This window comes from Geodermatophilus sp. SYSU D00710, from assembly GCF_054050195.1.
In genome coordinates this window covers 1-26,080 of sequence record NZ_JBJGYX010000017.1, presented here as the reverse complement: position 1 = coordinate 26,080, position 26,080 = coordinate 1, and the positions used below count along the sequence as shown (strand labels likewise).

Below are 26,080 nucleotides of genomic sequence, written 5' to 3'. Positions count from 1 at the left end.
GACTCGACTCCTTGCCACGCAGCAGGTCCGTGACGGCTACCGACGATGGCCGACAGACGCATGTTCTACGAGGGGCTGTACCCACGGCAGGTCTAAGAATGGCTCACGGCGACATCAGCACCCCGCCCCCGTACAGCAGCTTGCTCAGCGCGAGGAGTCGCGCAAGCATCGATCTCGTCATCGAAATCAGCGCAGGTGGCGGATACCTCGCAAGCGAAGACTCCGGTATCGGCACCAGGCCCCAGAACCGCCCCATCGACCCCGCAGGTCGGACGCCGTGCAGACGGGCCTCGAAAGCCACCGCCAACAGCGCCCCATCGATCCGCCGCCGCTGCCAGTAACAATAGAAGAACGAGCCGGCGGTCCACATCAAGATCCGCAACTCCGAAATCACGGCGGTAGTGAGAGGCCGCTATCGGGAGCCGATTGCGCTGAGCGCTGCGGCATCGAGTGCGCTCGTGCGGGCCAACACCGCTCGGCTCCACCTCGATCATCGCTTGGTCGAGTGGCTCGGTGGCTGTGCGGCAGCAGTCATCGACCGCGGCAGGCCTCGGTGTCTCACGGAGATAGAGCAGGAAAGACCCGCACCAGCCCATCGCGTAGCTCCTCTACGAATGAACCTCAGCGGGAGGCCGCAGAAGTTGCTGGTGCTGGCCTCTCGCACGCCAGCACTACGCCAATGTGATCAGACCTCCGATCGGCCGCGTCAATGACAGGGTGTCACCGATTGGGTCTGCGGCTACTTCGAGTCAGCACCGTCCTGCAGGTTAGGGCCAATGCCTGTGGACCGCGATAGGAGATTTTCGAGTAGCTGCGCGATAGCCTCCTTCTGCGTCTGCGCGCTGAACGCCTTCGCAGCCGCCTCTGCGACGCCAGCCATCGCCGCTCTGCGCATGCTCATTTTCTCCCAAGTAACGGGCTCACCCGTGAAGACTTCGAAGCAGGCTGCGTGACTTGGCAAGAAGCCGTCGAGGACATGCGGATCAACCAGCACGGGCCGCCCTGAGAGGAGGCCTTCCATGGCCTTCACCTTGATGCCACTTCCACGCCGCACTGGAAGGACCACCACGTCGACGTGAGCATAGAAGTCCTCGACCTTCTCGAACTGGCCTAGATTCCTAACGCCGCTCGGGAGCGCAGAAAGTCGCTCTGCACCGAAGCCGCCCACGACGACGTCGAAACCGGCACGACGCAGAGGCCGCAGCCAATTCTCCAACAGGTTCGTCAATGCATCAAGATTTGGCCAGTAGTTGAAGTTGGCCATGAAGCCAGCTGTCCTGCGTTGGAGCTGCGGTCGCGGTAGCGCGGTCGGCGCTTCGACGACAGGCGGCAGCCAAACCGACCGGGAAGTCGCTCCGGCTGCTTTGAAATCTCCATAGCCCGCGTACGTGGACATCCTCGACTGGCGCGTAGCGCGTCGATGGTGCGCAGCCATAGCCCGCGACTGAACCTGGGAGCTCAAACGCGCAAGCCCGGACCGACTGGCAGCCTCGGACTCCGCAAATCGAAAGGGCAGATCGAAGTAATCCGCCCAGTCGACCGAATACCCATGCGCAGTCATCGCGTAGGTCACATGCGGGACCGTGGACAGCAGCACCACACCAGGTGGACGCTGGATTGCAGTCTGCGGAACCAGTCGCCGGCGGACCAAGGGAAGGGGAAGGAACTGCCGTTTGAGTCGTCCGACCACGTCCCAAATGCCACTGGCGGCTTCGCCGGTCGCCGCCTGCGGGATTTCGCAAGTTTCCACTCCGTATCCGTTGGCGGCAATGGCCGACGTCAGCCCACGGATACGCGCCTCGCCGCCGTGTGATTGACCACTCGGGTTGGCCAAGCTGAGGACGATCACCCTCGTGTCCATGTTGCCTTCCGCTCGCTACAAGTGAGGCGTATCCCGGCGATCAATCCCCTGAAACGTCTGTCGCTACGCGTCAGCGCACCCTCCGGCTTCAAAAGCACTCCCACGGTCAGGCGCAATATGGTTTCCAATACGAAAAGGAAGAGCGAGAGCCACCGCTGCTGGCGCCACAGCAGATAGATCATGTTGCGGGTGGCCAGGTATTGATCGAGTGCGCTTCCAGGGGACTGCTCAGCCGAGACCTCGGGCAGGACGAGGACCCGGCCGCTGAAGTATTGACGTAAGCGCCAACCCAACTCCACGTCTTCGAAATAGAGAAAGAACTTCTCATCGACCCCGCCGATCCGCTTGAAGTCGGACCTGCGCATAGCGAAGATCGCGCCGTCCAGCCAGTGCGCCTCCAATGTCTTTCGCCCGTCGGTAGCCCGCGTAACGTGCCGCGGCTTCCCTGTCCAGGTGCTCTGGATCCCCCCAAGTGACCACAGAGAGCCGTCTCGGCCGTCAACCAGTTTCGGACCGACCATGGTCATCGGTTCCTCGGCAAGGGCCGCCACCATGGCCCGGGCCGTCTCCCGGGTCAGGGAGACCTCATGGGTGAGGACACAGATGTACGCGACGTCCGGCGGGAGCGCTGCCACCCCCGCATTGACGGCCGCCCCGTAGCCCGGATTGGCCAGCTCCAACCATCGGACTTGAGGATGAATCCGTCTCAAGGCAGTAACGCTCTCTACCGCACCACCGTTGTTGACGACCAAAACCGGGAGACTCAAGAGGCCTTCGCGGTCCAGTACCTCGAGAGTGTGAGTCAGCGCAACCTCGTTGTGGAAGTGTACGATGACAATTCCTAGACCTGCGCAGTCGTCGCCTTGCGTCGATGTCATGACACTCCCCGGACCACGACGCGCCATGCCTGTCGATGACCCCTCAAAACGTCCGACCAGCCCCATTGCCTCACGTGATCAACCAGGCCTAGAGCGATGAGCCCAATTCCCAAGACGGTCACGGACCACCAGTCGCCCATCGCGGTTCCAACGAACGCCGCAAGCGCCCCGACCACTAGCAACGCGGACAAGGAGGAAACGACCGACCTCCCGCCCCTCTGCCAACGCAGGAGAGTGGGGGCCAGCGCGGCCAAGCCGACTGTCATGGCCATGGCCGGCCAAAGATAGCTCCGAGCCTCCTCGAACTCCTGCCCGAAGATGGGCACGATAGCCAGCGCGGCGAGCGCGCCACCAACCACCGCGTATACGACCGCAACTCCCGTGCAAGCGATGAACAGATGTCGGCTTCGTGTCTCGATAGACAGCGACGGGGACACTGCGAAGCTGCGTTGAACCAACGTGAGGAACAGGAAGTAGCCCACCTGAGGCAGTACGGCGGCGACAGAGTAGAGGCCGACGGATCGCGAAGAGGCCACTATGGCCACCAACAGGATGTCAAGTCGACTCGACAATGCGTCGAGAGTCTGGGCGACGCCCGTGAGGAAGTAGGTTCGTACGTCGGCGTCTGGCGCTTTGAATCCTGCCGGGCCGCCCGAAGCGAGGACGCGCTCTGATCTGCTGTCTCGACGGAGAGCCACTTGAAGTACGGACCATTGAGCCACCAGGCCCAGGGCATTCAGCGCGACAACCGTCGCAACGGTGAGTCGCTCGGCGAAGAAGAACGCCACAAGGGCAGCGGTGGTCGCGAGAGCCATGACGATGTTGGCAAGCCCGACAGCAGCAATTGCACCGCGCGAAAGGAGCACATTGGCTTGGACGCTACGGACCGCGGATGTGGAGGCGAAGCCGAGCAGCACTATCAGGGCCACGACTTCAGTTCGCTCCAAGGCGAGCCCGCGGGCGAGCCAGAAGGTCAAGAGAGCAGCCGGCACGGCAGACACCAAGGACACCCACCAAGCGCGTCGTACCCACACGGGGGCAGCGCCCGGATGCCGGATCGTCGCCTCGCGAGCCCCCCAACCGAGACCTGCAGCAGCGGCTACGGAGAACAGGGCGAAGGCGGTGATGAGTACGGACGAGACGCCCCTGTCTTGGACACCCAGCGCTCTAGCGGTCAACGGTGCCGTGATGATGCCGGTCACTCCGGGAAGGAGGTTGCCGAGACCGTGCAGGACCCCTGCCTTCATGGAGCGGAACCTGAAGCCCCGCTGCGGTCGCGTCCGCGACGAAACGATCCGACGGCCTGCCGTGCCGCGAACACAGGATGCCTCCATGCCCACCGGTATCGCTTGAACCCACGCCAGGAGGGCACTGGCAGGCCAGCTAGGCGAAAGCCCAACCCCCGTACGGCCGCGAACTTCCGCCGCTCGACCTGGTAAGGCTGTACGCGCTTCAGGTCTTCTAGGTCCAGCTGCTGATAAGAGAGGTGTTCCGTCTTCACGGCGGTCTCAAAGAGCTCCGATCCGATCGAGGTGCGGACGATCACGGCGCTCCGGCCGTCCATCTCCTCGAAGGTGGGATAACCCTTGTCGTCCGTTTTCCAATAGTCGGCGGCGACGACGTCGGCATGCTGACCCACGGAGTCAACACAGGTCTTGCAGCGATTGTGAAGATGCCGGTTGAGAACTCGTCCCCAGGCCTCGCTGTAAGGCATCTCGTAGGTCCGCCCGTCGCGAGTGTAGATGGAGAAGGGTCCCGGCCAGCCGTTCCCCCGATAGCTGATCTGCGCGACCTCGCCTCGGTCGACACCCAGCCGATCCAGTAAGGCGCTGGTACCGAGTCCGCTTGGCTGCCCAGCGCAGAAGAAGCTCAGCATGGCGACCACCACGGGGAAGCGCCCGGGGTCGACCGCGATGGCTCGGCGCAACCCAGCGATGTCGCAGGGCTTCGCCACGACGGCAATGCGCATACGTGGATCCAGGCCTAGCAGACCGTCCATGGGCGATCCAGGTGCATAGCGGGAACCCGCGGCTGTCTGAGCGTCCGCCGACCGAGTGATCAGGCAAGCGACATTGGACAATGGATCATTCCCGTCTGAGCCAAGGGCGAGCACCACGTCGACGACCTGCGCGGTGAGCAGGCTCTGGATCATGGCAGTGAGGGCGCCACCGCTACTACCGCGCAGCCGTACTGCCTCATCAGTGGCCCATGCCACACGCACGGCACGGACGGCTCCCCAGAGATCGTCGACAGTCGGCGCATGGTCTCCCGGAGGAGCTGAGTACCCTAGCCCGGGACAATAGCGATTGAATGCCTCGAGGTCGTGTCGCTTGACAGGCTCGCCGATCTCTCGGGGTTCCCTGAAACCCCGCGCGTCCTTCACCATCCTCACCGACTCTGGCGCCATCACTGCACAGAGGCCGCATCCGATGCACAACTCAGCTCGAGCGACTGACTCAGGTGTCCACACGCGGTCAGGCATACCTGCACACCAGCGACTCGATGAAGGCTGCGGATCGGGCGATCCCGTCGGCTCGGGCTCGTCGGGTCTCTTGGAGGGTTGGTGCAGAGGCGAGGACCGCATTCGGGTCGAGGACCCGGTCGGCCAACTGCCGCAGGTCCCAGCCTGCCGGATATCCGAGGTCGGCAAAGAGGGATGCGAACTTGTCCGAGTAGGCGAGCGGGATCGTTGGGACACCGAGGCTCAGGGCGTTGAGGCACGCGTGCATCCTCGCTCCGAGCATGAGCGAACAACCCGCGATGGCTGCACGAAGACCTGTGAGGTCCGCGGGGATGACAGGCTCCACGTTGTCGTACTGAGCAGCGAGCTCCCGCGTGCACGCCGAGTCGTCGTCCTGACTGCCCGCAGCAATGACGTGGGCCACGAGTCGGACGGGCACTGACTTTCGCTGCAGTTGCGCGAGGAGTGCGTGAACGAAGGCCTGGTATCGGTCAGATGGGACATGATTGTTCGGTTGCCACAACAATCCGCTGACGTTCAGCCCTATTGGCGAGGAGTCGCCACTGTCCTCCCCGCTGTTGGGCGCCTTGACGCAGAAGACGAGATCCGACGCAAGCCGGACCTTGCCTACGGCATAGCGCTCGGCCCTGCGCTCACTGCTCGAGTCCCGGGCCCACGCGGCGTCGCACGCCCTCAACCCGAGGTAGCCGAGCGCCTGCGCGGCAGGCCCCCTCCAAGGGCCGAGAGTCTGCGGGGCCAGGACGACCGGCACCTTGGCACGACGCGCCGCGCCCTTGAGCGCCGTGATGCGAAGGAGTCTCCTGAGCCCGTAGATGGAGGCGAAGCTGTCCCCTTCACCTACATCGATCATCAGGTCGTAGTCGGCTAGCTCGCGGCGTGTGACGGTGGGCGCCGCCATCGCGGCGAGGGACCGCCTTGCCAGGAGAGGGCCACTGGCCAAGGGAGAGCGGTGACTGACGTACTCGAGATGCCAGTTCGACGGAAGCCCATCCCGCAGCCCTTGGGCGAGCACCCTCACGCCCATGTTGGGCGACTCGGGATCAGCCCAGGCGACAAGCGTTCTCATCTTCGTGCAACTCCTATCAAAGTCGGGCGATCGGCGGCAGGTGCACCGCGCTGCACGGGCGCCGCCCCTGCAGCGCCGATCAAGAGAAATGCCGCCGTCCCTAATCCCGTCCACGAGTGGATGGCGAGGAACGTGCTGCAGGCCACGAGGAGCATCGACGCATCGCTCGACCAGTTGCCGACCCGCAGGAGTCGGTCCACCGCAACGGTGAACACGGCGAGGAAGAGGATCAGCCCCACGACGCCGTATTCGAGCACGAGCAGGACCGGCTCGGAGTCGATACTGACCGCCAGGTCGACGGTACCCAGCGGTGAGTCGATCAGGTACACACCTTCGGGGAGCCCCATCGGCCCCCAACCGAAGGGGCGAGCGATCAGGCTGTCTGCCACGCGAACGTAGAGAGCGACACGGTATTGGAGGCTCGCCTGCGCGGGGTCGTAACTGGACAACTCACCGGACGTCACAGTGGGCCCGGCGATGAGGGCGACTCCGCTCGCCACCATGGCGAGCACCGCTGTAGGGAAGACCAAACTGCGAGCGGAGACGACGACTCGTGGCTTCGCTGGCAGGAACAGGCGCACGGACACGTACAGCAGGGCCAGGACGAGTGGACCGCGACTCTGCGTCGCATAGATCCCAGCGAGGACCACCGCTGCACCGATCACCTGCCGCGTCCTGCTGCTCGCGCGCATCACCACAGGAAGTGCCAGCGTGAGCAGGGTGGCCAGGACGAGGGGGTGCTCGGCGAAGACGATGGACCTGATGCGCCCGTCTCGGACGATGTTGTACTCAAGGTCCGTTCGCTCGATCAGGGTCGCATCCCGGAGGTACTCGACCATCGCAAGGCCGGCCATCACGAACGACCACTTCATGTACACCGAGCCAAAGCCGGCCAACTTGTCGCCGCGCAGCAATTCTCGCCCCAACCATGCGGCACTGATGAAGAGAAGTAGGTACCTGACGAAAACCTCTCCAGCGGCTTGTGACCACCAGGTCATCCAACTCAGGGCCGCGAAGAGCGCGAAGGCTGCGGTCAGCACGAGCATGTTGGCCCACAGAAGCCACCCACGAGGATTCCGGTCCGTCCGTTTGCATGCAGCGACGGCTGTCAGGACGACCGGAATCAGCAGGAACCGAGTGGGAAGGACTGCTGACAATGAACCGGCGCAATAGACCATGCCGACCACGGCATGCGTCGACACGGTCAGGACCGTGCGAGCGCGAATGACCAGGAGCACTAGCACGACGCCCGCAATGAAGGCGATCACAGCCCCCAGGAGGCTTGTCATTGACCTACCTTCACGACTGATTCCCCACCTTCTCTACGGGCGCATGCCAGGGGATCCCCTGCATGTTCCTGCCTCTACAGGGTAACGAACGGCGCATACACGCCAGTGAGTCCGCGCATCTAGGCCACTCACCGATTACGTCGGACTCTCCCCACGTTGGCCGAAGCCGCACCGAATCTGCCGCGCGGCCGAGGTCCCGGTGGCTCTCCCGGATGCCGTTCCACCTGCTGGTCCGCCTGGGCAATGCCTTTGGCGTAGTAGCGCCCGAGGGTCGCATCGAGCACTCCGCGCAGGTCCGAGTAGACGAGGCGCGGAGGCCAGAGGGCGGGCCAGATGATGCTGCACACGACGCGTCGTCCGTACTGCTGGATGAGCCACCACAACGCCAGACGACGCAGCCGCGAGCGCACCTCTTGGTCGTACCGATGACTTGCGCCGAGCAGGATGCTGTAGTTGCCGGTTCCGTCACCACGCTTCTGCCGGGCCAACTCCTCCATGGTGCGTCGGTGTCGGTGTCGCACGACTGCCGTCGGCTCGTAGACCAGGAGGTGACCAGCAGACACGACCCGGAGGAACATCTCCAGATCGCCTCCCCCTCCCGACGGAGTGCCGACATCCAGAGCGACGTCGAACCCTCCGAGCTCGAGTGCAGCGTCACGGAGCAGAGCCATGTTCGCCCCTGAGCCCGCGGCACCCAGACCGACGTCGATCGGCGCACCGGCTTCCGCAGTCTTGCCCAGGAAGCACCGGCGTTCGAAACCCCGACCGAAGCCACCACGCCCCTCGAAGTAGATCTGCGCCGGCGTGCTCAATTCGGCGGGGATGATGAGGCCTGTCACGGCGACCGCTGACGGTTCCTCCGCATACGCGCGGAGGATGCCGTCCACCCACCCGGGGTGCACGAGCACGTCGTCATCGGTGTACGCGATGATCCGCGTCTTCGCTTCCACGAGAGCCCGATTGCGGGCCCAGTCCAGCCCTTGTCGCGGTTCCCGGACGTAGCGGACGAACGGGAAGGAGTGCGCGACCTCCCGTGTGCGATCGTCGCGGGAAGCGTTGTCGACGACGAGCACCTCCGCCACCGAGGCGTTCAGCAGACTAATGGCAGCCAGGCAGTCGCGAAGATACTCCGGGCGGTCCCTGGTGCACACCGCGATGGTGACGTCCTTCGCGTCCGACCCCGACGGTCGCTGCGCCCCAGTCCCTCCCTCGTCGGCAGAACGGACCGCGCGCTGCGAAGGCCAGGGAGCCGGCAGGCGGTGGCCGCGCCCAGAAGTGTGAAGGAGTCCAGCGGCGATGTCGGGAAGGCCCGGTAGAACGGCCTCCGGAAGTCCCGGGACGGTCACTTCACCCACCGGTACGTCCCCGTTCCAGAGGATGGCGTGGACGCCGTCAGGTTCGTGGCAGGACGCCGTCAGGGGCGGCTGAACCGTCACGGAGCGAGAGGCGAGATCGACATCGGCAACCAGGAGCGAGGTGTAGAACGAGCGGCCGTCCGGCCGACGGAGCTTGGCGCTCCCACGGAGCCTATCGAGCGCACTCCGGACCACCAGGGCGGGCGAGTTCACCACCCGATGACCTTCCGCGCGGGCGTCGTGGTCCATCGAGTGCTCCGCTCGCAGCCGAGCTCAGGGCCAGTCCGGAGAGTGGAGGCGTATGGCTTCCTCGTTGCGATCCCTGGTCGATACGACGCAGGACCGTCATGGTCCGGACGTCTGAGCGAAAACGGAAGCCGGGGAGATCGGCACGTCGAGGGGTTGCCGGCATCGCGCGGCCGCTCTGTGCGCCGGTCACGATTGCCGGCGTTACCCCAGTTTCGATGGCCCATCAGCTGATGGCCGCCGATCCGAGGCGCGCAGCCAGCTCCCGACGCAAGCGGGCCGGAGTCATGGCGATGCCGCCGGTGTGCACGCGGAAGCGGTCCATGAGTGCACCATCCCGGCGCACCTCGACAACCGTCTCACGGGCCGCGCAGGCCATGAATGGGTCGTCGGCAGCCTTCCCGCCCACCGAGAGGTCCACTGGGACGACCGGACTGCCCGCTCGGAGCCTCCGACGACGGGCCCGCGTTCGGACGAGCGGTGGGGCGGTCGGCTCGTGCGGATGTGCCGCGGCCCGCTCCGCCGCCTGGCGTTGCGCGCGCTCGTAGTAGCGCCCGAAGATCGCGTCGAGGGCCCCACGGGCTTCGGCGAGCCGGGTGCCTGGGGGCAGGACCCTCGGCCAGACGAGCCGGCCGATGTTGCCCTTGATGTGGTGCTTCACGCTCCACACGATCACGAACCGGAGGATCGACAAGAACTGATCTCTCCCGTAGTGACGCCCGGCACCGAGGAACCAACTGGATGAGCCGGTTCCGTCACCGCGTCGTTGCCGGACGAGTCCGTCCATCGTGGGCCGGTGACAGTGCCGAACCACCGCTGAGGGCTCGTAGACCACCAGATGCCCCGCTGCGACGACCCGGAAGTACAGCTCCAAGTCCCCGCACCCACCGCTGAGGGTGCCGACGTCCAGGGCGGGGTCGAAGCCACCCAGGGCGAGCGCCGCTTCTCGTAGGACTGCCATGTTGGCCCCGGTGCCGGCTCGGCCGATCCCGGTGTACCGGTCGGCTGCGACCTCTCCGTCCTCCACCGCCGCAGCGAAGTACATGCGTCGGAAACCGCGACCGAATCCGCCTTCGATCTCGAAAAGCACCTGAGCGGGTGTCGCGAGTTCCGCAGGGACGACCAGCCCCGTCACGACCACGGCCGAGGGCTCATCAGCGAAGGCTTGCAGGAGTCCGTCGATCCAGCGGGGATGAACGAGTGCGTCGTCGTCCGTGAATGCGACCACCCGCGTCCTCGCCTCGAGCAGGGCCCGATTGCGGGCCCAGTCGAGGCCCTGCCGTGGCTCCCTGACATAACGCACCAACGGAAAGTCGGCGACCACATCGCGCGTACGCCCGTCCTGCGAGGCATTGTCGACGACCAGGATCTCCGCGACCTCCGTGCTGAGTCGCGAGATCGCCACCAGGCAGCGGCGAAGGTCATTGGGTCGGTCCCTAGAGCAGACGGCGACAGTGACGTCCGAAGCTGCGGATGTTGCTCGCGCCGGGTGGGGGACTGCCTCGAGCCCTGCCGCCACGGCGACCTCCCACCCGTCCGGGGTCGTCAGCGCGTCCCGGACTTGGTGCTCCACGAACGCGTCATCGAGCTCCTGCCGCGCGAGGTAGGGAAGCGTCCGCAGCACATCGTCCGGCGACCCCGCCCGCGTGACCTCCCCGATGGGCTCGCCGTGGTACCACACGAGCGCATGAACGCCCTCCGGATCCCGATGAGGGCGTGTCCATGTCGGCTGGGCAGTCGCGACGCCGGCCTCCATGTCCACGTCGGCGATGACGAGGCTCTCGAAAGGACGTCCATCCGGCCTACGGAGGCGTCCGCCACGACCGGGTCGCCGGGTGAGGATCCTGAAGACGGTCGAGTTCATCAAGACGCCTTCCGCGGAGGCGCCGAGGATGCGGGCTCCTCGCGGAGCTCGCCGGCTGTGTCCTCCACGGACTGCCCGACATAGAGGCCGCGCTGGAACGGCCCCTCGGGATCGAAGGTGACCTGGAGCCCCGCATCGGCGAATGCGGACTCGTACTCGTCCCGAGTGAACAGCCCGATGCGATGTCGCTCCGAGAAGTGTTCCACCCGTTGCGGCGTGCCGACGAGGTACTGGATGTCGAGCACCGAGACGTTGTCCTCCCGCTTGCTCGTGTACATCCAGCAGATCTTCAGGCCCGGCTGGTCGACGTGGTTGGCCGTGATCGTGTTGGTCCAGTAATGGTCCGGCTCGAACCAGGGTTCGATGATGAGGAGTCCACCCGGCTGGAGGTGGTCGGCCATGTTCTGCACCGCCTGACGCATCGCCTCACGCGTCTGGACGTAGCCGATGGCGCTGAAGAGGCAGGTGATCACGTCGAAGCGCCGGGGCAAGGAGAAGTCCACCATGTTGGCCTCGTGCAGAGGGCTGTGGGGGAGCCTCCGACGCGCGACATCGAGCAGTTGCCCGTCAAGGTCCAAGCCCTCGATGTCGTAGTACCTGCTGAAGTGCTGCAGGTGTTGGCCTGTGCCGCAGCCCACGTCGAGAAGTGTCGACGCGTGCGGAGCTCGTGCCTCGATCACGTCCCGCAGCTTGGCCGCCGCTCCCTCATAGTCGACGAAGCTGTACAGCGCGTCGTAGAACGGTGCTGATTTGGTGAACATGGCTCTCCAGACGCAGGTGGCATGATCAACTAAGACGTCGAGACACGTCCGCGGCAAGAGCCCCGGACGCACGGAACGGCGGGAAGAAGCCTGTCCGATCCGACGGGTCGGCTCCCACGGCCCGGGAAAGATCCGCGTACACGGCAGGTCGGAAGACCTGCTTGAGTGCCCCGAGTGGCCATCGCCTCCCCCCGAAGCGCTGCTTGAACTCGGCGATGCCGTCCCCTCGCCGCACGCCACCACCGAGGTTCAACCGTGGGATCCCCATGTCCGTCAGCATCACGGCGCCGGCCCAGAGCAGGGGGGCGGAGAACGGGTCGCCGTCAGTGCGCGATATCCCGAAGAGGTACTCCCCGCTGTAGGCGGTGTAGGCGAAGACGCACACAGCGGCGAGGTCACCCTCGGGCGACTCTGCCCCCAGCAGGAAAATGGCGTCCTCACGGAGCAGGGCGTGCCACGTCCGGTCGCTGAACGAGTACGTGGCGCTGGCTCCCTTGCGCGCCATGAAGTCCGCAACGTTGTCCAAGAAGAACGCCTCGAGCCTCGGTCGGTCGTCGACGAGCCGGGCTGCACCGCTGTCGAATGCACGCAACTGCCGGCGCCTGTTCGAAGACAGCCCCCGATGAAGGACATCGACCCCGCTGTCGAGTTCCAAGATGTAGACGTCGTTGTGCTCGTAGTAGTCCGTAGTGCTCCGGCACACCGCAGGCGCCAACTCCGGATGCAGCCCGATGTAGGCACAGACGTAACCACGCTCCCGGGCGAACTCGTCCCAGTCCTTGAGCATCCCGGTCATCGCTCCAATACCGACGAAGCCGCCGAATCCGTACGGTGTCACGACGTCGACTAGCCCTTCCTCCCCCCTCTCTGCAACGGCGCACACGACGCGCGCCGAACCGGCCTCCCACGTGTAGAGGAAGGTCGGCCAGCCGGTTGTCAGTTGCATCGCCCGACAATTGGCCCACGTATGACCAAAGGCGTGCGGGATCCCGTGGAGAGCTCGCTCCCACGCATTGCGGTCCTCGAGTGGGATCAGCGCCTGCACGGACGGCTCAACCTTCATCTGCACCGGCGTGCCCCTCCCGCACTGTGCCGAGCATTCCCGGTCCCTCTGCGTCGTGAGAAGGGAGACGCGGCGAGTGAGAGACCGCCCTGGACCTCGACCACAGTGAAAGCCGAGCACGCTCGACCTGCCCACGCTTCAACTTGCGGACATCGAGGGGCCACGCTCGGAAGCTGTCCGAGAGGCAACGCCGGGCAGCAGGTCGATCTCCCCGTCGCAAGTGTTCCTGCGCGGCCTCGACCAGGGTGGCGGCGAGTCGGAGTCGCCGGTGGCCGTCCACTTCCGACGGGACCACGTTCGCTATGCCATCGAGGAAAACGGCCATGAGGTGGAGTCCGCCCAGCCGCGAGATCCCCGAGTACATGCCGCCGTGGTGAATGCGGTACACGCCCATCACGTCGGGCAGGTAGTGGATCTCGCCGTGCCGCGCAGCGAGGAAGTAGAGCGGCCAGTCACCCCAGGGCAGCTCGAGGTACCAGTCCGGCAACGGATCGAGCACCTGCCTCCGGAAGAGGGGAGTGCAGGCGGCCACCGGGTTGAAGTCGAGCAACTGGTGGAGTGTCAGCGTCTGACTCATCCCGGGTGGGGTATGTAACACATCAGACACTCGTCCACTCTCGTCGCGGCGGACCGCATTGTGGAAGACCATCGAGCACTCCGGATGGTCGTCGATGTACTCGACCTGGCGGCGCAACTTGTCGCCAGAGGTCCAGTAGTCATCTCCGTCGAGCCCGGCGATGTACTCACCGCGGGACAGCTTGATGAGTTCAGCGAAGATGAGCTTGCCGCCAGCGCCCAGGTTCTCCTCAGGGAACACCGGTCGAATGATGTCAGGATGTTCTCGGACGTACTCCATGATGATGGTGCGCGTGCCGTCGGCCGAGCAGTCGTCGCCGACGAGGACCTCCACGGACCCCATGCCTTGCTGTTGCAGGATTCCGTCCAGCGCCCGACCTATGAAGCGCTCGTGGTTGTAGCTTGTGACCAGAACGCTGACGCGCACACCTGACGCCGCGGCCGTCATTACTCGACACCCCTGTTGCTCGACGCAGAGTGCTTCCGTGCCGGCATCTCCCGCACCAGAGTCCGACCGGCCTTCATCGCCCGGCGGATGACACGAGTGATGACCTCGATGTCCTCCTCCCCAACCCCGGTTCCCGTGGGGAGACTCAACACCCGCCTCGCCACTCGGTCGGTCTCCGGCATCCTGACGGCCACACCGTCGTACATGGAGCGATAGGGCTCCAACCGATGGCAACCGGGGTGGAAATACCGGCGCGCGAGGACGTTCTCCGCCCACAGCACCTGGTGCAGGTCATCGCGCGACAGTGGGGACTCCTCGCCCACCTCGATGACGACGTACTGGCGACTGGTGCGGTCCTGATCGCTGTAGCGGATGAGCTCCACCTCGGGGACATCGGTGAGCCCCACGCGGTACGCCTCGTAGTTGCGGTGGTTGGTGTCGATGAACTCGTCCAAGGACTCCAGTGAGGTGAGGCCCATCGCGGCGGACACCTCGATCATCTTCCCGTTGGTCCCCAGCATGCTGACCTGGTCGTAGTCCGCGAACCCGAAGTTCCGGATCAGGCGAGCGCGTTCCGCCAACCCGTCGTCGTTCGTCGCGATCACGCCACCCTCGAACGCATTGACGAACTTCGTGGCGTGGAAGCTGAACACCTCGGCACTGCCGAAGCCTCCGACCATCCGCCCTCGGTCGGAGGAGGCGAAGGCGTGTGCGGCGTCGAACAGCAGGGTGAGTCCATGCCTCTTCGCGATGGCGGCCAACTCGTCGACCGCGCACGGCCGCCCCCAGACATGCACGCCGAGGATGCCGGACGTCCGTGGCGTGATCAGGCGCTCGACCTTCGCTGGGTCGATGTTGTGTGTCCGCGGGTCGATGTCGCAGAACACCGGGGTGATGCCCTGCCATAGCAAGGAATGCGCAGTGGCCACGAAGGTGAACGGTGTGGTGATGACTTCGCCTTGCAATCCCGCGGCGCGAACAGCGATCTCGAGCGCCACCGTGCCGTTACAGGTCGCGACGCAGTGCCGCACTCCCGCAACCGATGCCACCGCACGCTCGAACTCGGTGACCATGGGTCCGTTGTTCGTGAGCCACCGACGGTCGAGGACGTCCTCAATCCTCTGCATGAGCCGGTCACGATCCCCCACGTTCGGCTGTCCGACGTGCCGAGGTGTCGCGAACGCCGGCGGTCCACCCAGGATGGCGAAGTCCGCTCGGCCCTCGTCCCGCCGGGGTCCCTCATTCCTCACCATGCGCCCATCACCCGCTGACCGACCTCAGCACGTGCGGGGCGCGGTACGCAGGGAACCAGCCGACGGCGTCGTGTGCCGCGCCGCTCAACTCCAGATACCTCCGTGGGTCGAGGACCCGGCCGCACAGATAGGCGGGCACCTCGAGGTTGGCCCAGCCGCGTTTGAACCGGAACAGGCCATCGCTGTGAGGTCCCGCGCCGGCCGAGCCTCCGAGGTCGACGTGTCGTATTCCTCTCTTCGCCAGGTGCTCGAGGGCGGCAGCGAAGACGGCGTAGGAGGCACCCACCTCGTAGCCGGAGGAGGTCGAGGCTCCGAGGTGGTAGTACGCGCGCTGCGCCGCCTGGAGCCACAAGGCCATGCTGACCGTGACACCGTCCCTCACCGCGCGCACCGCGATCATGTTCGGCATGGCGAGCTGCTCACGGAAGGACTGCGAGGAGAAAGCACTCACCCCAGTGACCGCATGGCGAGCGACGAGGTGGGAGTACAGGTCGACCCAGTCGTCAAGATGATCGAGCGGCCTCAGACACACCTCGACGTCGACGCACCGCTCCGCTCGTCGCAGTTGCCGACGGTGGTGCATCGGCAGCGACACCGGCGCGGTCAAGTCGCGGACGAGGTGTTGCTTGAACCGCTTCACGTGATGCGGGAAGGCTGTCCGCAGCATCGGCAGATCCGCACCGCCTAGGGGGTCGGCCACGAGGACGACACTGACGAAGTTCTCCGCGAGGTCCTCCAGATCTCCCCCCAGCCTCGACCAGTCACGGCAGGCGAAGAGCGGATAAGGCCCCATGAGGTCGTGGCACTGCGATCTCGGAACCGGTCGATCCAGTACCCAGCCACCACTTCCGGGCAGTCTGACGGGGTCACCGAACTCGGCCAGCGAGGCGACATAGCGTGGGTCGCCGTAGCCGAGGTCGGGTCCCTCACTCACGGAGTCGTTCCAGAGCATCATCATCGAGGAGCTGCTCCGTCTCCCAGGTCAGCTGCGGACGGACGGCCCCCTCCCACGAACCGAACCAGCCCTCCCGTCCAGCGGCGTCGTCCCGGACGTCGAACACCAGGATGTCCTCGATCTCGTAGATGACGTAGTTCGAGTTCTCGACGACCATCAGTTCGACGCGGTGCAATCCGTCGTTGAGCAGGTTCGCCGGGATGTGGCAGGTGTCGCGGTACAACCCAGCCGGGAAGGGCCGTCCCTGCCACGCCCGTTCCAGATAAGGGAGGGCGTTGAAGACCTTGATCCCCTGCTCGTTGTAGAGGTGCAGGCTGAGATTGAGCCGTGCACCAGGCCGGAGGTTCCAGTACTCGATCTCGATCGCGATGGGGGTGCGGACATCGACGACTTCGTCCGATGACCCGGTTTCCGGGCGTACGACCGCGCGGCGCAGGCGGACGGCATCGTTGCCGGGCGCCGTCTCTCGATCCGGCCAGGAACGCTCACTCAACGCGGAGAACGAGGTCGACAGGTAGCGGGAGACGACCTCCGGCGTCGGACCGTCCGCCATGCACCGACCACTCTCCAACCAGATGGAGCGCCGACACAGCGTCTCCATCGCGGCCATGTTGTGGGAGACGAACAGGACGGTGCGTCCACCCCGGGCCACGTCACCCATCTTCCCCATACACTTCTTCTGGAACTCCGCGTCACCAACCGCCAGCACTTCGTCGACCACGAGGATATCCGTCTCGAGGAAGGCTGCAACGGCGAATGCCAACCGCGCCCGCATGCCCGTCGAGAACCGCTTCACCGGAGTGTCGAGAAATCGCTCGACACCCGCGAACTCGACGATGTCGTCCAACTTCGTCCGGATCTCTCGATTACGCATCCCCAGGATCGCCCCGTTCAGGAACACGTTCTCCCTGCCGGTGAGCTCGGGGTGGAAGCCGGTCCCGACCTCGAGCAGGGCGCCCACTCGCCCGTGGAGGAGTACCTCACCTTCGGTCGGTTCCGTGATGCGCGACAGGATCTTCAGCAGCGTGCTCTTGCCCGCGCCATTCCGTCCGATGATCCCGAGCGCCTCCCCGTGTCGCAGCTCGAAGCTGACGTCTCGGAACGCCCAGAACGTGTTCCCCTCCGACGAGGAGGCCTCAGCCGGACGTCTCATCTTGGCCAGCGGCGCCTTGGCCGCTCTCGTGATGACGTCTCTAAGAGCGAGATAGGGCTCCTGTTCCCCGATCTTGTAGCGCTTCCCGAGACCACTGACCCGGAGCGCCAGGTCCTGATCCCTAGACGGCATCAGCGAAGGACCTCTCCATCTTGCGAAAGTAGACGATCCCCCCGGCGAACAGGACGATCACAGCTGCCACCGAGACGAGCAACTCGGGCCCCGGGGCGACCGCCTCGCCCAGGAGCGCCCATCGGAACCCATCCACCACTCCCGTCATCGGGTTGAGCCCGTAGAGGAGTCGCCAGGGCTCGGGGACGAGGGACGAGGGATAGGCAACCGGGGACGCGAAGAGCCAGAGCTGCACGAGGAAGGGCAGCGTGTATCGGACATCGCGGTATCGCACATTCAGTGCCGAGAGCCACAGCGCCACCGCAAGGGCAGTGAAGGCTGCGAACAACACGAACAACGGCAGAGTGACGATCGCGACCGACGGCACGATCCCGTAGACGAGCATCATGCCGACGAGCACGACGAATGCGATACTGACGTCGACCACGCCGGCGAGCACGGCCGCGGTGGGAACGATTAGGCGCGGGAAGTACACCTTGGTGAGGATGGCTTCCTGGTCCACCATGCTGTTACTGGCCTGAACGACCGCTGTGGCAAAGAAGGTCCAGGGAACCAGCGCAGTATACGCGAACACCGGGTAGGGAACATCACCTGAAGGGATGCCCGCCAACTTCCCGAAGAAGATGCTGAAGACGACCATGGTGGAGAATGGCTGCAGAATGGCCCACGCCGCGCCGAGTGCGGTCTGCTTGTAACGGACCTTGATGTCTCGCCACGTCAGGAAGTAGAAGAGGTCCCGGTAGGCCCACAGTTCGGACCAGCCCACCGAAGGACGCCCTCGTGAGGGACGGATGACCGTGGCTCGCGCTGACCCGGGTTGCGTCATGTCGGTCATACGATGACTCCACCCGGCCCGGCCGAGTCATTGTCATGTTGCATCCGACGCTGGATGGCCATCAGCAAGCCAACGATCCGCATCGACGAAACCAATCCACTGTGCGCGTCATCCCGTCCGAGATCAAGACCCGAGGCTCCCACTCGAGGACCTCCCGGGCGAGGGTGATGTCGGGCTGGCGGACGGTCGGGTCGTCCTGTGGGCGCTCGATGAAGCTGATGTCCGAAGCCGAGCCGGTCACCTCGAGGACCAGCTGCGCCAGATCGAGCACCGACATCTCACCGGGGTTGCCGATGTTCATCGGCCCGGGATGGCCGGAACGCACCAGCCGGACGATGCCCTCGACCAGGTCGTCGACGTAGCAGACTGACCGGGTCTGGCTGCCGTCACCGGCCACGGTCAGCGGCTCGCCCGTCAGCGCCTGACGGATGAAGGTCGGGATGGCGCGTCCGTCGTTCGGCCGCATCCGCGGACCGAAGGTGTTGAAGATCCGCACGATCGACGTGTCGACGCCGTGGTACGTGCGGTAGGCCGTGGTCAGGGCCTCGGCGTACCGCTTCGCCTCGTCGTACACCCCGCGCGGACCCACCGGGTTCACGTGCCCCCAGTAGGTCTCCGGCTGCGGGTGCACCTGGGGGTCGCCGTACGTCTCGCTCGTTGACGCGAGCAGGAACCGGGCGTCCTTGGCACGCGCCAGGCCGAGCGCGTGCAGAGTGCCGGCGCTGCCCACCTTGAGCGTCTCGATCGGCAGCCGCAGGTAGTCGATGGGAGAGGCGGGGCTGGCGAAGTGCAGCACCGCGTCAACCGGGCCCACAACGTGCACGAAGTTGGTGACGTCGTACTTGACCAGCCGGAACCCCTCACGGGTCAGCAAGTGGTCGACGTTCTCCGGGTCACCGGTCACCAGGTTGTCGAGAGCGAGTACCTCACACCCGTCGTCCAGCAGCCGCTCGCACAGGTGTGACCCGAGGAAGCCAGCGCCTCCTGTCACGACGACACGCGTCACAGCACGCTCCCCGTCAGCGTGGACGACCGGCCAGTCGGCAGATCCCGCCCATTGTGGAAAGCGAACGGGTCACGGGCAATTCTGGTCGCGGATGACCAACCCGTACGAGCGGTGCGGCTACCCTCCGTCGCATGCCACGGCGACGATGGGTGGTCACGGGCGGGGCCGGCTACATCGGCGCGCACGTCGTGCAGGCTCTGCTGGACTCCGGCCGGGACGCCTTCGTGGTGGACGACCTTTCCAGCGGCCTGGCCGGACGGGTGCCAACGACGGTCGACTTCGAGCCGATGAGCATCCTCGACACTGCCGCACTCACGTCGCTGTTGGAGCGGGTTCGCCCATCCGGCGTCTTGCACCTGGCCGCCAAAAAGTCGCCCACCGAGTCGATGGCCGACCCGCTCCTCTACGCCCGCGAGAACGTCGGTGGTGTGGTCAGCCTGGTGGAGGCACTCCGTGCCACCGAAGGGACCAGGGTCGTCTTCTCCTCGAGCTGCTCGGTGTACGGCACGCCGGATCTCGACCTTGTCGGTGAGGACGCCCCGACGGTCCCGGAGAGCCCGTACGGGGAGTCCAAGCTCTACGGCGAGCGAGTTCTCGACGCCTCGGCTGCCGCGTACGGCCTGGGGGTGGTGAACCTCCGCTACTTCAACGTCGTCGGCGCTGCCGCGCCCGAGCTGCGGGACACTGGTGCCTACAACCTCGTGCCGCTCGTCTTCCGAGCGCTGGCACACGGTGAGCGTCCGCGGGTGTTCGGCGGCGACTATCCCACGCAAGACGGCACATGTGTCCGTGACTACGTCGACGTCCGCGACCTCGCCGATGCCCACGTCCGCGCCGCCGAGGTACTCGAGGGTGGACCGCGGACGGCGACCTTCAACGTCGGCCGAGGCGAGGGCAGCAGCGTGCTGGAGGTCCTCGACGTAATTCGCGCGGTGACCGGCCGGCCGCTGAAGCACGACGTCGTCGATCGCCGTCCGGGTGATCCTGCCCGCATCGTCGGACGGGTCGACCGTATCGCCCATGAACTCGGCTGGACGGCGCGGTACGACCTCGCCGACATGGTCGGCAGCGCCTGGGCTGCGGAGACGGGAGCCGACGGGACGGGCTGAGCCCCTCCGGCCGGCTCACCATCCGGCGCGGCCCGCCGCCGGCCGCTTCGATCGGGAGAACGGGTTCCCTCAGCGCGACGTCGTCCCCGACCCCGCGCGACGCCGCCACACGAGGACGACGGCGGCCCCGACGACGACGGCCGACACCACGGCCACCACCGCCGGTGACCCGGCGCGTGCGGCCCACTCGCGGAGTTGCGGCACCGATGCACCCGCCCCGACCTGCAGGACCGTGCCGGGCACGAGCCCGAGCACGGTTGCCGCCAGGAAGGGCCGGAACGGGACGGCGCTCAGCCCCGCCGCGTGATTGACGGCACTGAACGGCGCGAAGGGCAGCACCCGGGCGATGAACACCGCCGCGAACGCCCGGCTGCTCAACGCCCGGTCGACGGCCGTCAGCCGCGGTCCGGCCAACCGGACGACGGCGTTCCTGCCCAGCGTCCGGGACAGGCCGAAGGCGAGGAGCGCGCCGAGCACGCCCCCGGCGAGGCACACCGCGAGTCCCGCGGGGAAGCCGAGGACGACGCCGAGCAGGAAGCACAGGGCCGACCGCGGCACCGGGCCCACGACCACGAGCCCCTTGGCCAGGGTGAGCAGCACGAGCCCGGGGGTGCCGGCGCGCTCGACCCACCCGCGCACCGCGGCGACGTCGGGCAGGTCGAGGGTCAGCGCAGCGAGCGTGGCGACGGCGAGGACGAGGATGAGCGCGCCGGCCCGCACCCACGTCCCCCGCACCCGACCATGGTGACCCACGACCGCCACCACCCCGGCAGGCACACTGGGAGCACCGTGGTCCCGCCGCACCGAGGAGAGGAACGCCCTGCCCGCCCGCACCCGCCCGGCCGCCCTCGGCGCGCTGCTCTGCCTCCTCACCGCCTGCTCCGGTTCCGCCGAGCGGGAGACCGCCGGTCCCGGCACGAGTACCGCTCCGAACAGCACGGCCGCCAGCAGCACCGCACCGCCGACACCCGCCGACCCGGTGCAGGCGCAGGTCGACGCCGCGCTCGCCGACCTCGACCGTCGCGCCGAGGTCGCGCAGCTCTTCGTCGTCGGCGTGCAGCTCGAGGACCTCTCCCCCGGCGACGCGTTGGTCGCCGACGGCGTGGGCGGGCTCTTCCTCGCCGGTCGCTCGCAGGCCCCGGCCGCCGACCTCGCCGCCGTCACCGGCCGCTGGGCGGAGTCGGCCCCCGGCCCCCGGCCGTGGATCGCCGTCGACCAGGAGGGCGGCGCGGTGCAGGCGTTGAAGGGCCCCGGCTTCGAGCGGCTGCCACCCGCCGTCGACCAGGGGCGGCTGCCGCCCGAGGAGCTGGCCGCGCTGGCCGACCGCCTCGGTGCCTCGCTGGCCGCGGCCGGGATCAACCTCGACCTCGCGCCGGTCGCCGACGTCGTCCCGGCCGGCACCGAAGCCGCCAACGACCCGATCGGCGCCTTTGGGCGGCAGTACGCCGCCACGCCCGCCGAGGCCGTCCCCGACGTGCGGGCCGTCGTCGACGGGCTGGCGGCCCACGACGTCACCGCCACCGTCAAGCACTTCCCGGGCCTGGGTCTGGTCGACCGGAACACCGACGAGGCCGCCGGTGTCACCGACCCCGTCACCACCGCCGACAGCGAGCAGGTGGCCGCCTTCGGCGAGCTCGCCCGCGCCGAGGCCGACCCGTTCGTCATGGTGTCGTCGGCGACCTACCCGCGGTTGGACCCCGACGCGCCGGCCACCTTCTCGCGGCAGGTGATCACCACGCTGCTGCGGGGCTTCCTCGGCTTCGACGGCGTGGTCATCACCGACGACGTCGGCGCGGCCGTCGCCTTCGACGACGTCCCGCCGGGTGACCGCGCGGTCCGCTTCCTCGAGGCCGGCGGCACCCTCGTGCTCACCGTGACCGAGGACGTCTACCCGGAGATGGTCGACGCCGTCCTCGCCCGCGCTGAGGCCGACCCCACCTTCTCCACCGTCGTCGACGCCGCCGTGCGCACGGCGCTCACCGCCAAGGCCGAGGCGGGACTCCTGGACTGACGCGCGACGGGTCGGGTGCAGCGTTCCACGGCGAGCCCGCGTCGCCGGGCGGTCGTCGGTGCGTCCGCACCAGGACCACCAGCAGCGCCATCGCCACCGCCCACGCGGCGAGGACGAACACGTCCCCCAGGTGCAGGCCGTGATCCGGTACCACCTGCACGAGGATGGGGCCCTCGCTCACGTACTCGCCGGTGAGGAGCAGGACGGTGAAGCCGGACAGCACCACGCCCACGACGACGGCACAGGTCCAGCGAGACACCAGCAGCACGGTAGCCGCGTCACGCGGGGACGCCGCGCAGACCTACCCGGTCAGGTGATCCTGGTGGGGGCGCCGAGCCCGTCCGGGGGCCTGCCGGGGATCACTGCCTCGCCCGAGGCGACCCATCCGAGGGGAACCGTCCTCCTCGGCCTCGTCCGAGCCGCCGTCGCCGGATTCCCGGCGCTCGGCCGTCCGGATCACCCTGCCGAAGACGACACCCAGGACGAGCGCGAGGGCGGCCCATCCCAGGAGCGCCCATCCCCACCACGGCACGTGTCCCCCAGCCGTCGTCCCCGGCCCCCGTGCTGCGCGTCGACGCCATCCAGGAGACGATCGGCGGTCGCGCAGCGTTCCCGGATGGGGACGTCCACCCGATCCGTTGCACACGATCGGACCCGTGGGGTAAACAGGCCCGTCGAGCGCGTCTCCAGCCACCGGGACGGCACCTCCCCGGACAGGCGGAGCAGGAAAGGCGCAGTGGAGGACTCAGCAGGACCGGATCCGCTCGGTGCGGACACGCGGCAGGCGCAGCGGCACGTCGACGAGATCGCCACGGCGCTGCGCGCCGAACTCGCCATGGAGGCCGCCGGCATCGGCACCTTCGACTGGGACCTCGTCAGCGGGGTGCTGGAGCGCGACCAGCGGCTGGCCGGGGTGTTCGAGGACGACGGGACCCCCACCGGACGCGCCGTCGACACCTTCACCGCCCGGGTCCACCCCGACGACCGGGACGACGTCGCCGCGGCCGTCCAGCGCGCGATCGACACGTGCGGTGGTTTCGAGGCGCTCTACCGGGTCCGGCTCCCCGGCGGCACCACCCGGTGGATCTCCGCCCGTGGCCGCGCGCTGGGCGACGTGACGGGCGTCGCCACCCGGCTGCTGGGCGCGGCCTCCGACGTCACCGACCAGCTCGGCGTGGCCCGCGTCCTCGAGGCGATGCCGGCCGGCTTCTACGCGCTGACCCCCGACTGGCGCTTCGCGCACGTCAACGCCGAGGCCGAGCGCATGCTCGGCCGCTCCCGGGACGAACTGGTCGGCCAGGTGATCTGGGAGGCCTTCCCGGCGGCCCGCGGCTCGGTGTTCGAGCAGGCCTACCGCCGCGCGGCCGCCACCGGCGAGCCGGTGACCTTCGACGCCTACTACCCCGCCCCGCTCGACGGCTGGTACGAGGTGCGCACCTGGCCGACGGCCGAGGGGTTGTCGGTCTACTTCCTGGAGGTCACCGAGCGGGTCCGGGCCCAGGAGGAGCTCCGCCGCGCCGCGGAGCGCGTGGCCACGGTGGCCCGGGTCAGCACCGAGCTGGCCGGGTCCCTCGACGCCGAGGTCGCCACCGGGCAGGTGCCGCGGCTGGTGGTCCCGGTGCTGGCCGACGCCTGCATCGTCAGCGTCCTCGACGAGCACGGACACGGCCGGTCGGTGAGCACCTGGCACGCCGACGAGGCGCAGCGCGACCTGCTCGAGCGCTACGCCCGGTCGCGACTGTCCTCGCTGACCTCCATCCCGGCGGTGACCCGCACCATCTCCGGGGGCGAGGTCCTGAGCCTCCCCGGCCACGACGCGGTGGCCACCACGCCCGACGGCGAGCCTCGCGAGCTCCTGAGGGCCCTGCGGCCGAGTGCCGCCCTGGCCCTCCCGCTCCGCGGCCGGGACCGCCCGCTGGGCCTGGTCTCGCTGCTCTACACCGGCGACCGGGTCCCCACCGAGCAGGAGGTCGCGACGCTGCGCGACGTCGCCGACCGGCTGGGCATGGCGCTGGACAACGCGCGCCTCTACGGCACCCAGCGGCAGCTCGCCCTGGAGTTGCAGCGCTCCATGCTCACCGCGCCCCCGGAGCCCGACCACGCCGAGATCGTCGTCCGCTACCTCCCCGCCGCCGAGGCGGCCGCGGTCGGCGGCGACTGGTACGACGCCTTCCTCACCCCCGACGGGGCGACGGTCCTGGTCATCGGCGACGTCGCCGGTCACGACACCGCGGCCGCCGCCACGATGGGGCAGCTGCGCAGCCTGCTGCGCGGCATCGCGATCGGCACCGGGGCCGGGCCGGCCGACGTCCTGTGCGACCTCGACCGGTCCATGGCCCTGCTGCGGCTGCCGACGCTGGCCACCGCCGCCGTCGCCCGGCTGGAGCAGACCCCCGAGGAGGTCGGCGACGGGACCACCCGGCTGCGCTGGTCCAACGCCGGGCACCCGCCGCCGGTGGTGCTCGGCCCCGACGGCGCGGTCACCGTCCTCGCCGGGGGCCGCGCCGACATGCTGCTCGGGGTCGACCCCGACCGCGAACGGCGGGAGTCGGTGGCCCGCCTCGACCGGGGCGCCACCGTCCTGCTCTACACCGACGGCCTGGTCGAGCGACGCGACGAGGACCTCGACGCCGGGCAGGCCCGGCTCGTCGAGACGTTGGCCGAGCTGTCCGGGCGCCCCCTGCCGGAGCTGTGCGACCTGCTCGTCGAGCGCATGGTCGACGGCCGACCCGACGACGACGTCGCCCTGGTCGCCGTCCGGCTGCACCCGCAGGACCGGCCGCGCCCGGCGGGGTCGGGCGGGTGATCGTCGTGACCGCCGCGGGCGGCCCCACCGGCACCGCGGTCGTGCGCGCCCTGCGCGACCGGGGGGAACGGGTGCGCGCCGTCGTCGCCACGCCCGGCCCCCGGCCGGAGCTCGACGCGCTGGGTGCGGAGGTCGTGGTCGCGGACCTGGCCGGCGACGTCTCGGCCGCGCTGGCCGGCGCCGCCGCGCTGTACCTGGTGTGGCCCAACTTCGACCCCCGCGAGCAGGACGCCGCCCCGGCGGTGCTGCGCGCCGCGGCCCGCGCCGGGGTCGGGCGGCTGGTGTACCACTCGGTGCTGCGCCCGCAGGTGCGGGCGATGCCGCACCACGCCGCCAAGGACCGCGTCGAGGAGGCGCTCGACGGCGCCGTCGCGGGCACCGGCGCCCGCTGGCGGGTGCTGCAGCCGTGCGCCTACGCCGACAACCTCGACACCGCCGTTCCCGCCGCCGCGCGCTCCGGGGAGCTGCGCAGCCCGTGGGGACTGGAGCGGGCGCAGTCGTTCGTCGACCTGCGCGACGTCGCCGAGGCCGCCGCCGTGCTGCTCACCGAGGACGGCCTCGACAGCGGCACGTTCGAGGCAGCCGGGCCCGAGGAGCTCACCGCGCCCGACGTCGCCGCGTTGCTCACCCCGCACCTGGGGCGCGAGGTGACCGCCGTCGACGCCGACCCGCCCGACGACGACGGCAGCTACGCGCGGCGCTGCCTGCGGACGATGTTCGCCGAGTACCGGGCGCACGGGTTCACGGGCAGCCCGCGGGTGCTCGCCGCGCTGCTGGGCCGCCCGCCGCGGACCTTCTCCGACCACCTCCGCGCGTAGTCGTGGGGGGGGGGGGCGGGGGGGGGGGGGGGGGGGGGGGGGGGGGGGGGGGGGGGGGGGGGGCCGGGTGGGGGGCGGCGGGGGCGGGGGGCGGGGGGGGGGGGGTCGGCGCG

23 protein-coding genes are annotated in these 26,080 nt (G+C 68.0%); 4 read left to right on the top strand and 19 right to left on the bottom strand.

What is annotated here, in order from left to right; genetic code table 11:
• Window positions 1-103: 103 nt before the first annotated feature.
• The 17 genes from ACI78U_RS10330 to ACI78U_RS10250 all read right to left on the bottom strand — a co-directional run bounded on the left by ACI78U_RS10330 (window position 104) and on the right by ACI78U_RS10250 (window position 19,223).
• The gene (locus ACI78U_RS10330) at window positions 104-394 is read right to left on the bottom strand and encodes a hypothetical protein (protein ID WP_456875218.1); all 291 of its coding nucleotides are present in this window, start codon (window positions 392-394) and stop codon (window positions 104-106) included.
• Between the two features lie 345 nt (window positions 395-739).
• Entirely contained in the window at window positions 740-1,849 is a 1,110-nt protein-coding gene (locus tag ACI78U_RS10325) for a glycosyltransferase (protein WP_456875217.1), read from the bottom strand.
• Window positions 1,846-2,739, bottom strand: coding sequence for a glycosyltransferase family 2 protein (locus tag ACI78U_RS10320; RefSeq protein ID WP_456875216.1), 894 nt, complete (start codon window positions 2,737-2,739; stop codon window positions 1,846-1,848). Before ACI78U_RS10320 ends, ACI78U_RS10325 begins: the two co-directional genes overlap by 4 nt.
• Window positions 2,736-3,986 carry a hypothetical protein gene (locus tag ACI78U_RS10315; protein WP_456875215.1) on the bottom strand — a complete coding sequence of 417 codons (1,251 nt, stop codon included), beginning with the start codon at window positions 3,984-3,986 and terminating at the stop codon, window positions 2,736-2,738. The genes ACI78U_RS10320 and ACI78U_RS10315 overlap by 4 nt, the downstream gene beginning before the upstream one ends.
• Window positions 3,983-5,125 (bottom strand): Coenzyme F420 hydrogenase/dehydrogenase, beta subunit C-terminal domain, encoded by a 1,143-nt coding sequence (locus ACI78U_RS10310; protein WP_456875214.1) that lies wholly within the window; start codon window positions 5,123-5,125, stop codon window positions 3,983-3,985. Before ACI78U_RS10310 ends, ACI78U_RS10315 begins: the two co-directional genes overlap by 4 nt.
• An 88-nt stretch (window positions 5,126-5,213) precedes the next feature.
• Window positions 5,214-6,287: a polysaccharide pyruvyl transferase family protein gene (locus ACI78U_RS10305; RefSeq protein ID WP_456875213.1), complete on the bottom strand. Its 1,074-nt coding sequence runs from the start codon at window positions 6,285-6,287 to the stop codon at window positions 5,214-5,216.
• Window positions 6,284-7,555 (bottom strand): O-antigen ligase family protein, encoded by a 1,272-nt coding sequence (locus tag ACI78U_RS10300; protein ID WP_456875212.1) that lies wholly within the window; start codon window positions 7,553-7,555, stop codon window positions 6,284-6,286. The genes ACI78U_RS10305 and ACI78U_RS10300 overlap by 4 nt, the downstream gene beginning before the upstream one ends.
• 149 nt (window positions 7,556-7,704) lie before the next feature.
• Window positions 7,705-9,180, bottom strand: a complete 1,476-nt coding sequence (locus ACI78U_RS10295; RefSeq protein WP_456875211.1) for a glycosyltransferase family 2 protein — start codon at window positions 9,178-9,180, stop codon at window positions 7,705-7,707.
• Between the two features lie 223 nt (window positions 9,181-9,403).
• The gene (locus ACI78U_RS10290; protein ID WP_456875210.1) at window positions 9,404-11,041 is read right to left on the bottom strand and encodes a glycosyltransferase family 2 protein; all 1,638 of its coding nucleotides are present in this window, start codon (window positions 11,039-11,041) and stop codon (window positions 9,404-9,406) included.
• Window positions 11,041-11,802 (bottom strand): class I SAM-dependent DNA methyltransferase, encoded by a 762-nt coding sequence (locus ACI78U_RS10285; protein ID WP_456875209.1) that lies wholly within the window; start codon window positions 11,800-11,802, stop codon window positions 11,041-11,043. The genes ACI78U_RS10290 and ACI78U_RS10285 overlap by 1 nt, the downstream gene beginning before the upstream one ends.
• A 25-nt stretch (window positions 11,803-11,827) precedes the next feature.
• Window positions 11,828-12,871: a hypothetical protein gene (locus ACI78U_RS10280; protein WP_456875208.1), complete on the bottom strand. Its 1,044-nt coding sequence runs from the start codon at window positions 12,869-12,871 to the stop codon at window positions 11,828-11,830.
• Window positions 12,855-13,889, bottom strand: a complete 1,035-nt coding sequence (locus ACI78U_RS10275) for a glycosyltransferase (protein ID WP_456875207.1) — start codon at window positions 13,887-13,889, stop codon at window positions 12,855-12,857. The genes ACI78U_RS10280 and ACI78U_RS10275 overlap by 17 nt, the downstream gene beginning before the upstream one ends.
• A complete protein-coding gene (locus ACI78U_RS10270; RefSeq protein ID WP_456875206.1) occupies window positions 13,889-15,016 on the bottom strand; it encodes a DegT/DnrJ/EryC1/StrS family aminotransferase in 1,128 nt (375 codons plus the stop codon). The genes ACI78U_RS10275 and ACI78U_RS10270 overlap by 1 nt, the downstream gene beginning before the upstream one ends.
• A 133-nt stretch (window positions 15,017-15,149) precedes the next feature.
• Window positions 15,150-16,100, bottom strand: coding sequence for a GNAT family N-acetyltransferase (locus ACI78U_RS10265; RefSeq protein ID WP_456875205.1), 951 nt, complete (start codon window positions 16,098-16,100; stop codon window positions 15,150-15,152).
• Window positions 16,069-17,382: an ABC transporter ATP-binding protein gene (locus ACI78U_RS10260; RefSeq protein ID WP_456875204.1), complete on the bottom strand. Its 1,314-nt coding sequence runs from the start codon at window positions 17,380-17,382 to the stop codon at window positions 16,069-16,071. The genes ACI78U_RS10265 and ACI78U_RS10260 overlap by 32 nt, the downstream gene beginning before the upstream one ends.
• A complete protein-coding gene (locus ACI78U_RS10255) occupies window positions 17,372-18,217 on the bottom strand; it encodes an ABC transporter permease (protein WP_456875203.1) in 846 nt (281 codons plus the stop codon). Before ACI78U_RS10255 ends, ACI78U_RS10260 begins: the two co-directional genes overlap by 11 nt.
• 61 nt (window positions 18,218-18,278) lie before the next feature.
• On the bottom strand, window positions 18,279-19,223 hold the full coding sequence (locus ACI78U_RS10250) for a UDP-glucuronic acid decarboxylase family protein (protein ID WP_456875202.1): 945 nt from the start codon (window positions 19,221-19,223) through the stop codon (window positions 18,279-18,281).
• Window positions 19,224-19,354: 131 nt separating this feature from the next.
• On the opposite strand from ACI78U_RS10250, the gene galE reads away from it, so the two are divergent.
• Window positions 19,355-20,332, top strand: coding sequence for a UDP-glucose 4-epimerase GalE (gene galE / locus ACI78U_RS10245; RefSeq protein WP_456875201.1), 978 nt, complete (start codon window positions 19,355-19,357; stop codon window positions 20,330-20,332).
• A 69-nt stretch (window positions 20,333-20,401) separates the two neighbouring features.
• Here galE and ACI78U_RS10240 read toward each other — a convergent pair whose 3' ends face one another.
• Window positions 20,402-21,067 (bottom strand): TVP38/TMEM64 family protein, encoded by a 666-nt coding sequence (locus ACI78U_RS10240; RefSeq protein ID WP_456875200.1) that lies wholly within the window; start codon window positions 21,065-21,067, stop codon window positions 20,402-20,404.
• 244 nt (window positions 21,068-21,311) lie between these two features.
• Here ACI78U_RS10240 and ACI78U_RS10235 point away from each other — a divergent pair, with 244 nt between their 5' ends.
• Complete coding sequence (locus ACI78U_RS10235; protein ID WP_456875199.1) at window positions 21,312-22,343, top strand: glycoside hydrolase family 3 N-terminal domain-containing protein; 1,032 nt, start codon at window positions 21,312-21,314, stop codon at window positions 22,341-22,343.
• Here the strand turns inward: ACI78U_RS10235 and ACI78U_RS10230 are convergent.
• Complete coding sequence (locus ACI78U_RS10230; RefSeq protein WP_456875198.1) at window positions 22,309-22,602, bottom strand: hypothetical protein; 294 nt, start codon at window positions 22,600-22,602, stop codon at window positions 22,309-22,311. The genes ACI78U_RS10235 and ACI78U_RS10230 overlap by 35 nt on opposite strands.
• Window positions 22,603-23,079: 477 nt before the next feature.
• Between ACI78U_RS10230 and ACI78U_RS10225 the strand changes: the two genes are divergently transcribed.
• Window positions 23,080-25,149, top strand: a complete 2,070-nt coding sequence (locus ACI78U_RS10225; RefSeq protein ID WP_456875197.1) for a SpoIIE family protein phosphatase — start codon at window positions 23,080-23,082, stop codon at window positions 25,147-25,149.
• Window positions 25,146-25,967, top strand: a complete 822-nt coding sequence (locus ACI78U_RS10220) for an SDR family oxidoreductase (RefSeq protein ID WP_456875196.1) — start codon at window positions 25,146-25,148, stop codon at window positions 25,965-25,967. The genes ACI78U_RS10225 and ACI78U_RS10220 overlap by 4 nt, the downstream gene beginning before the upstream one ends.
• Window positions 25,968-26,080 lie beyond the last annotated feature (113 nt).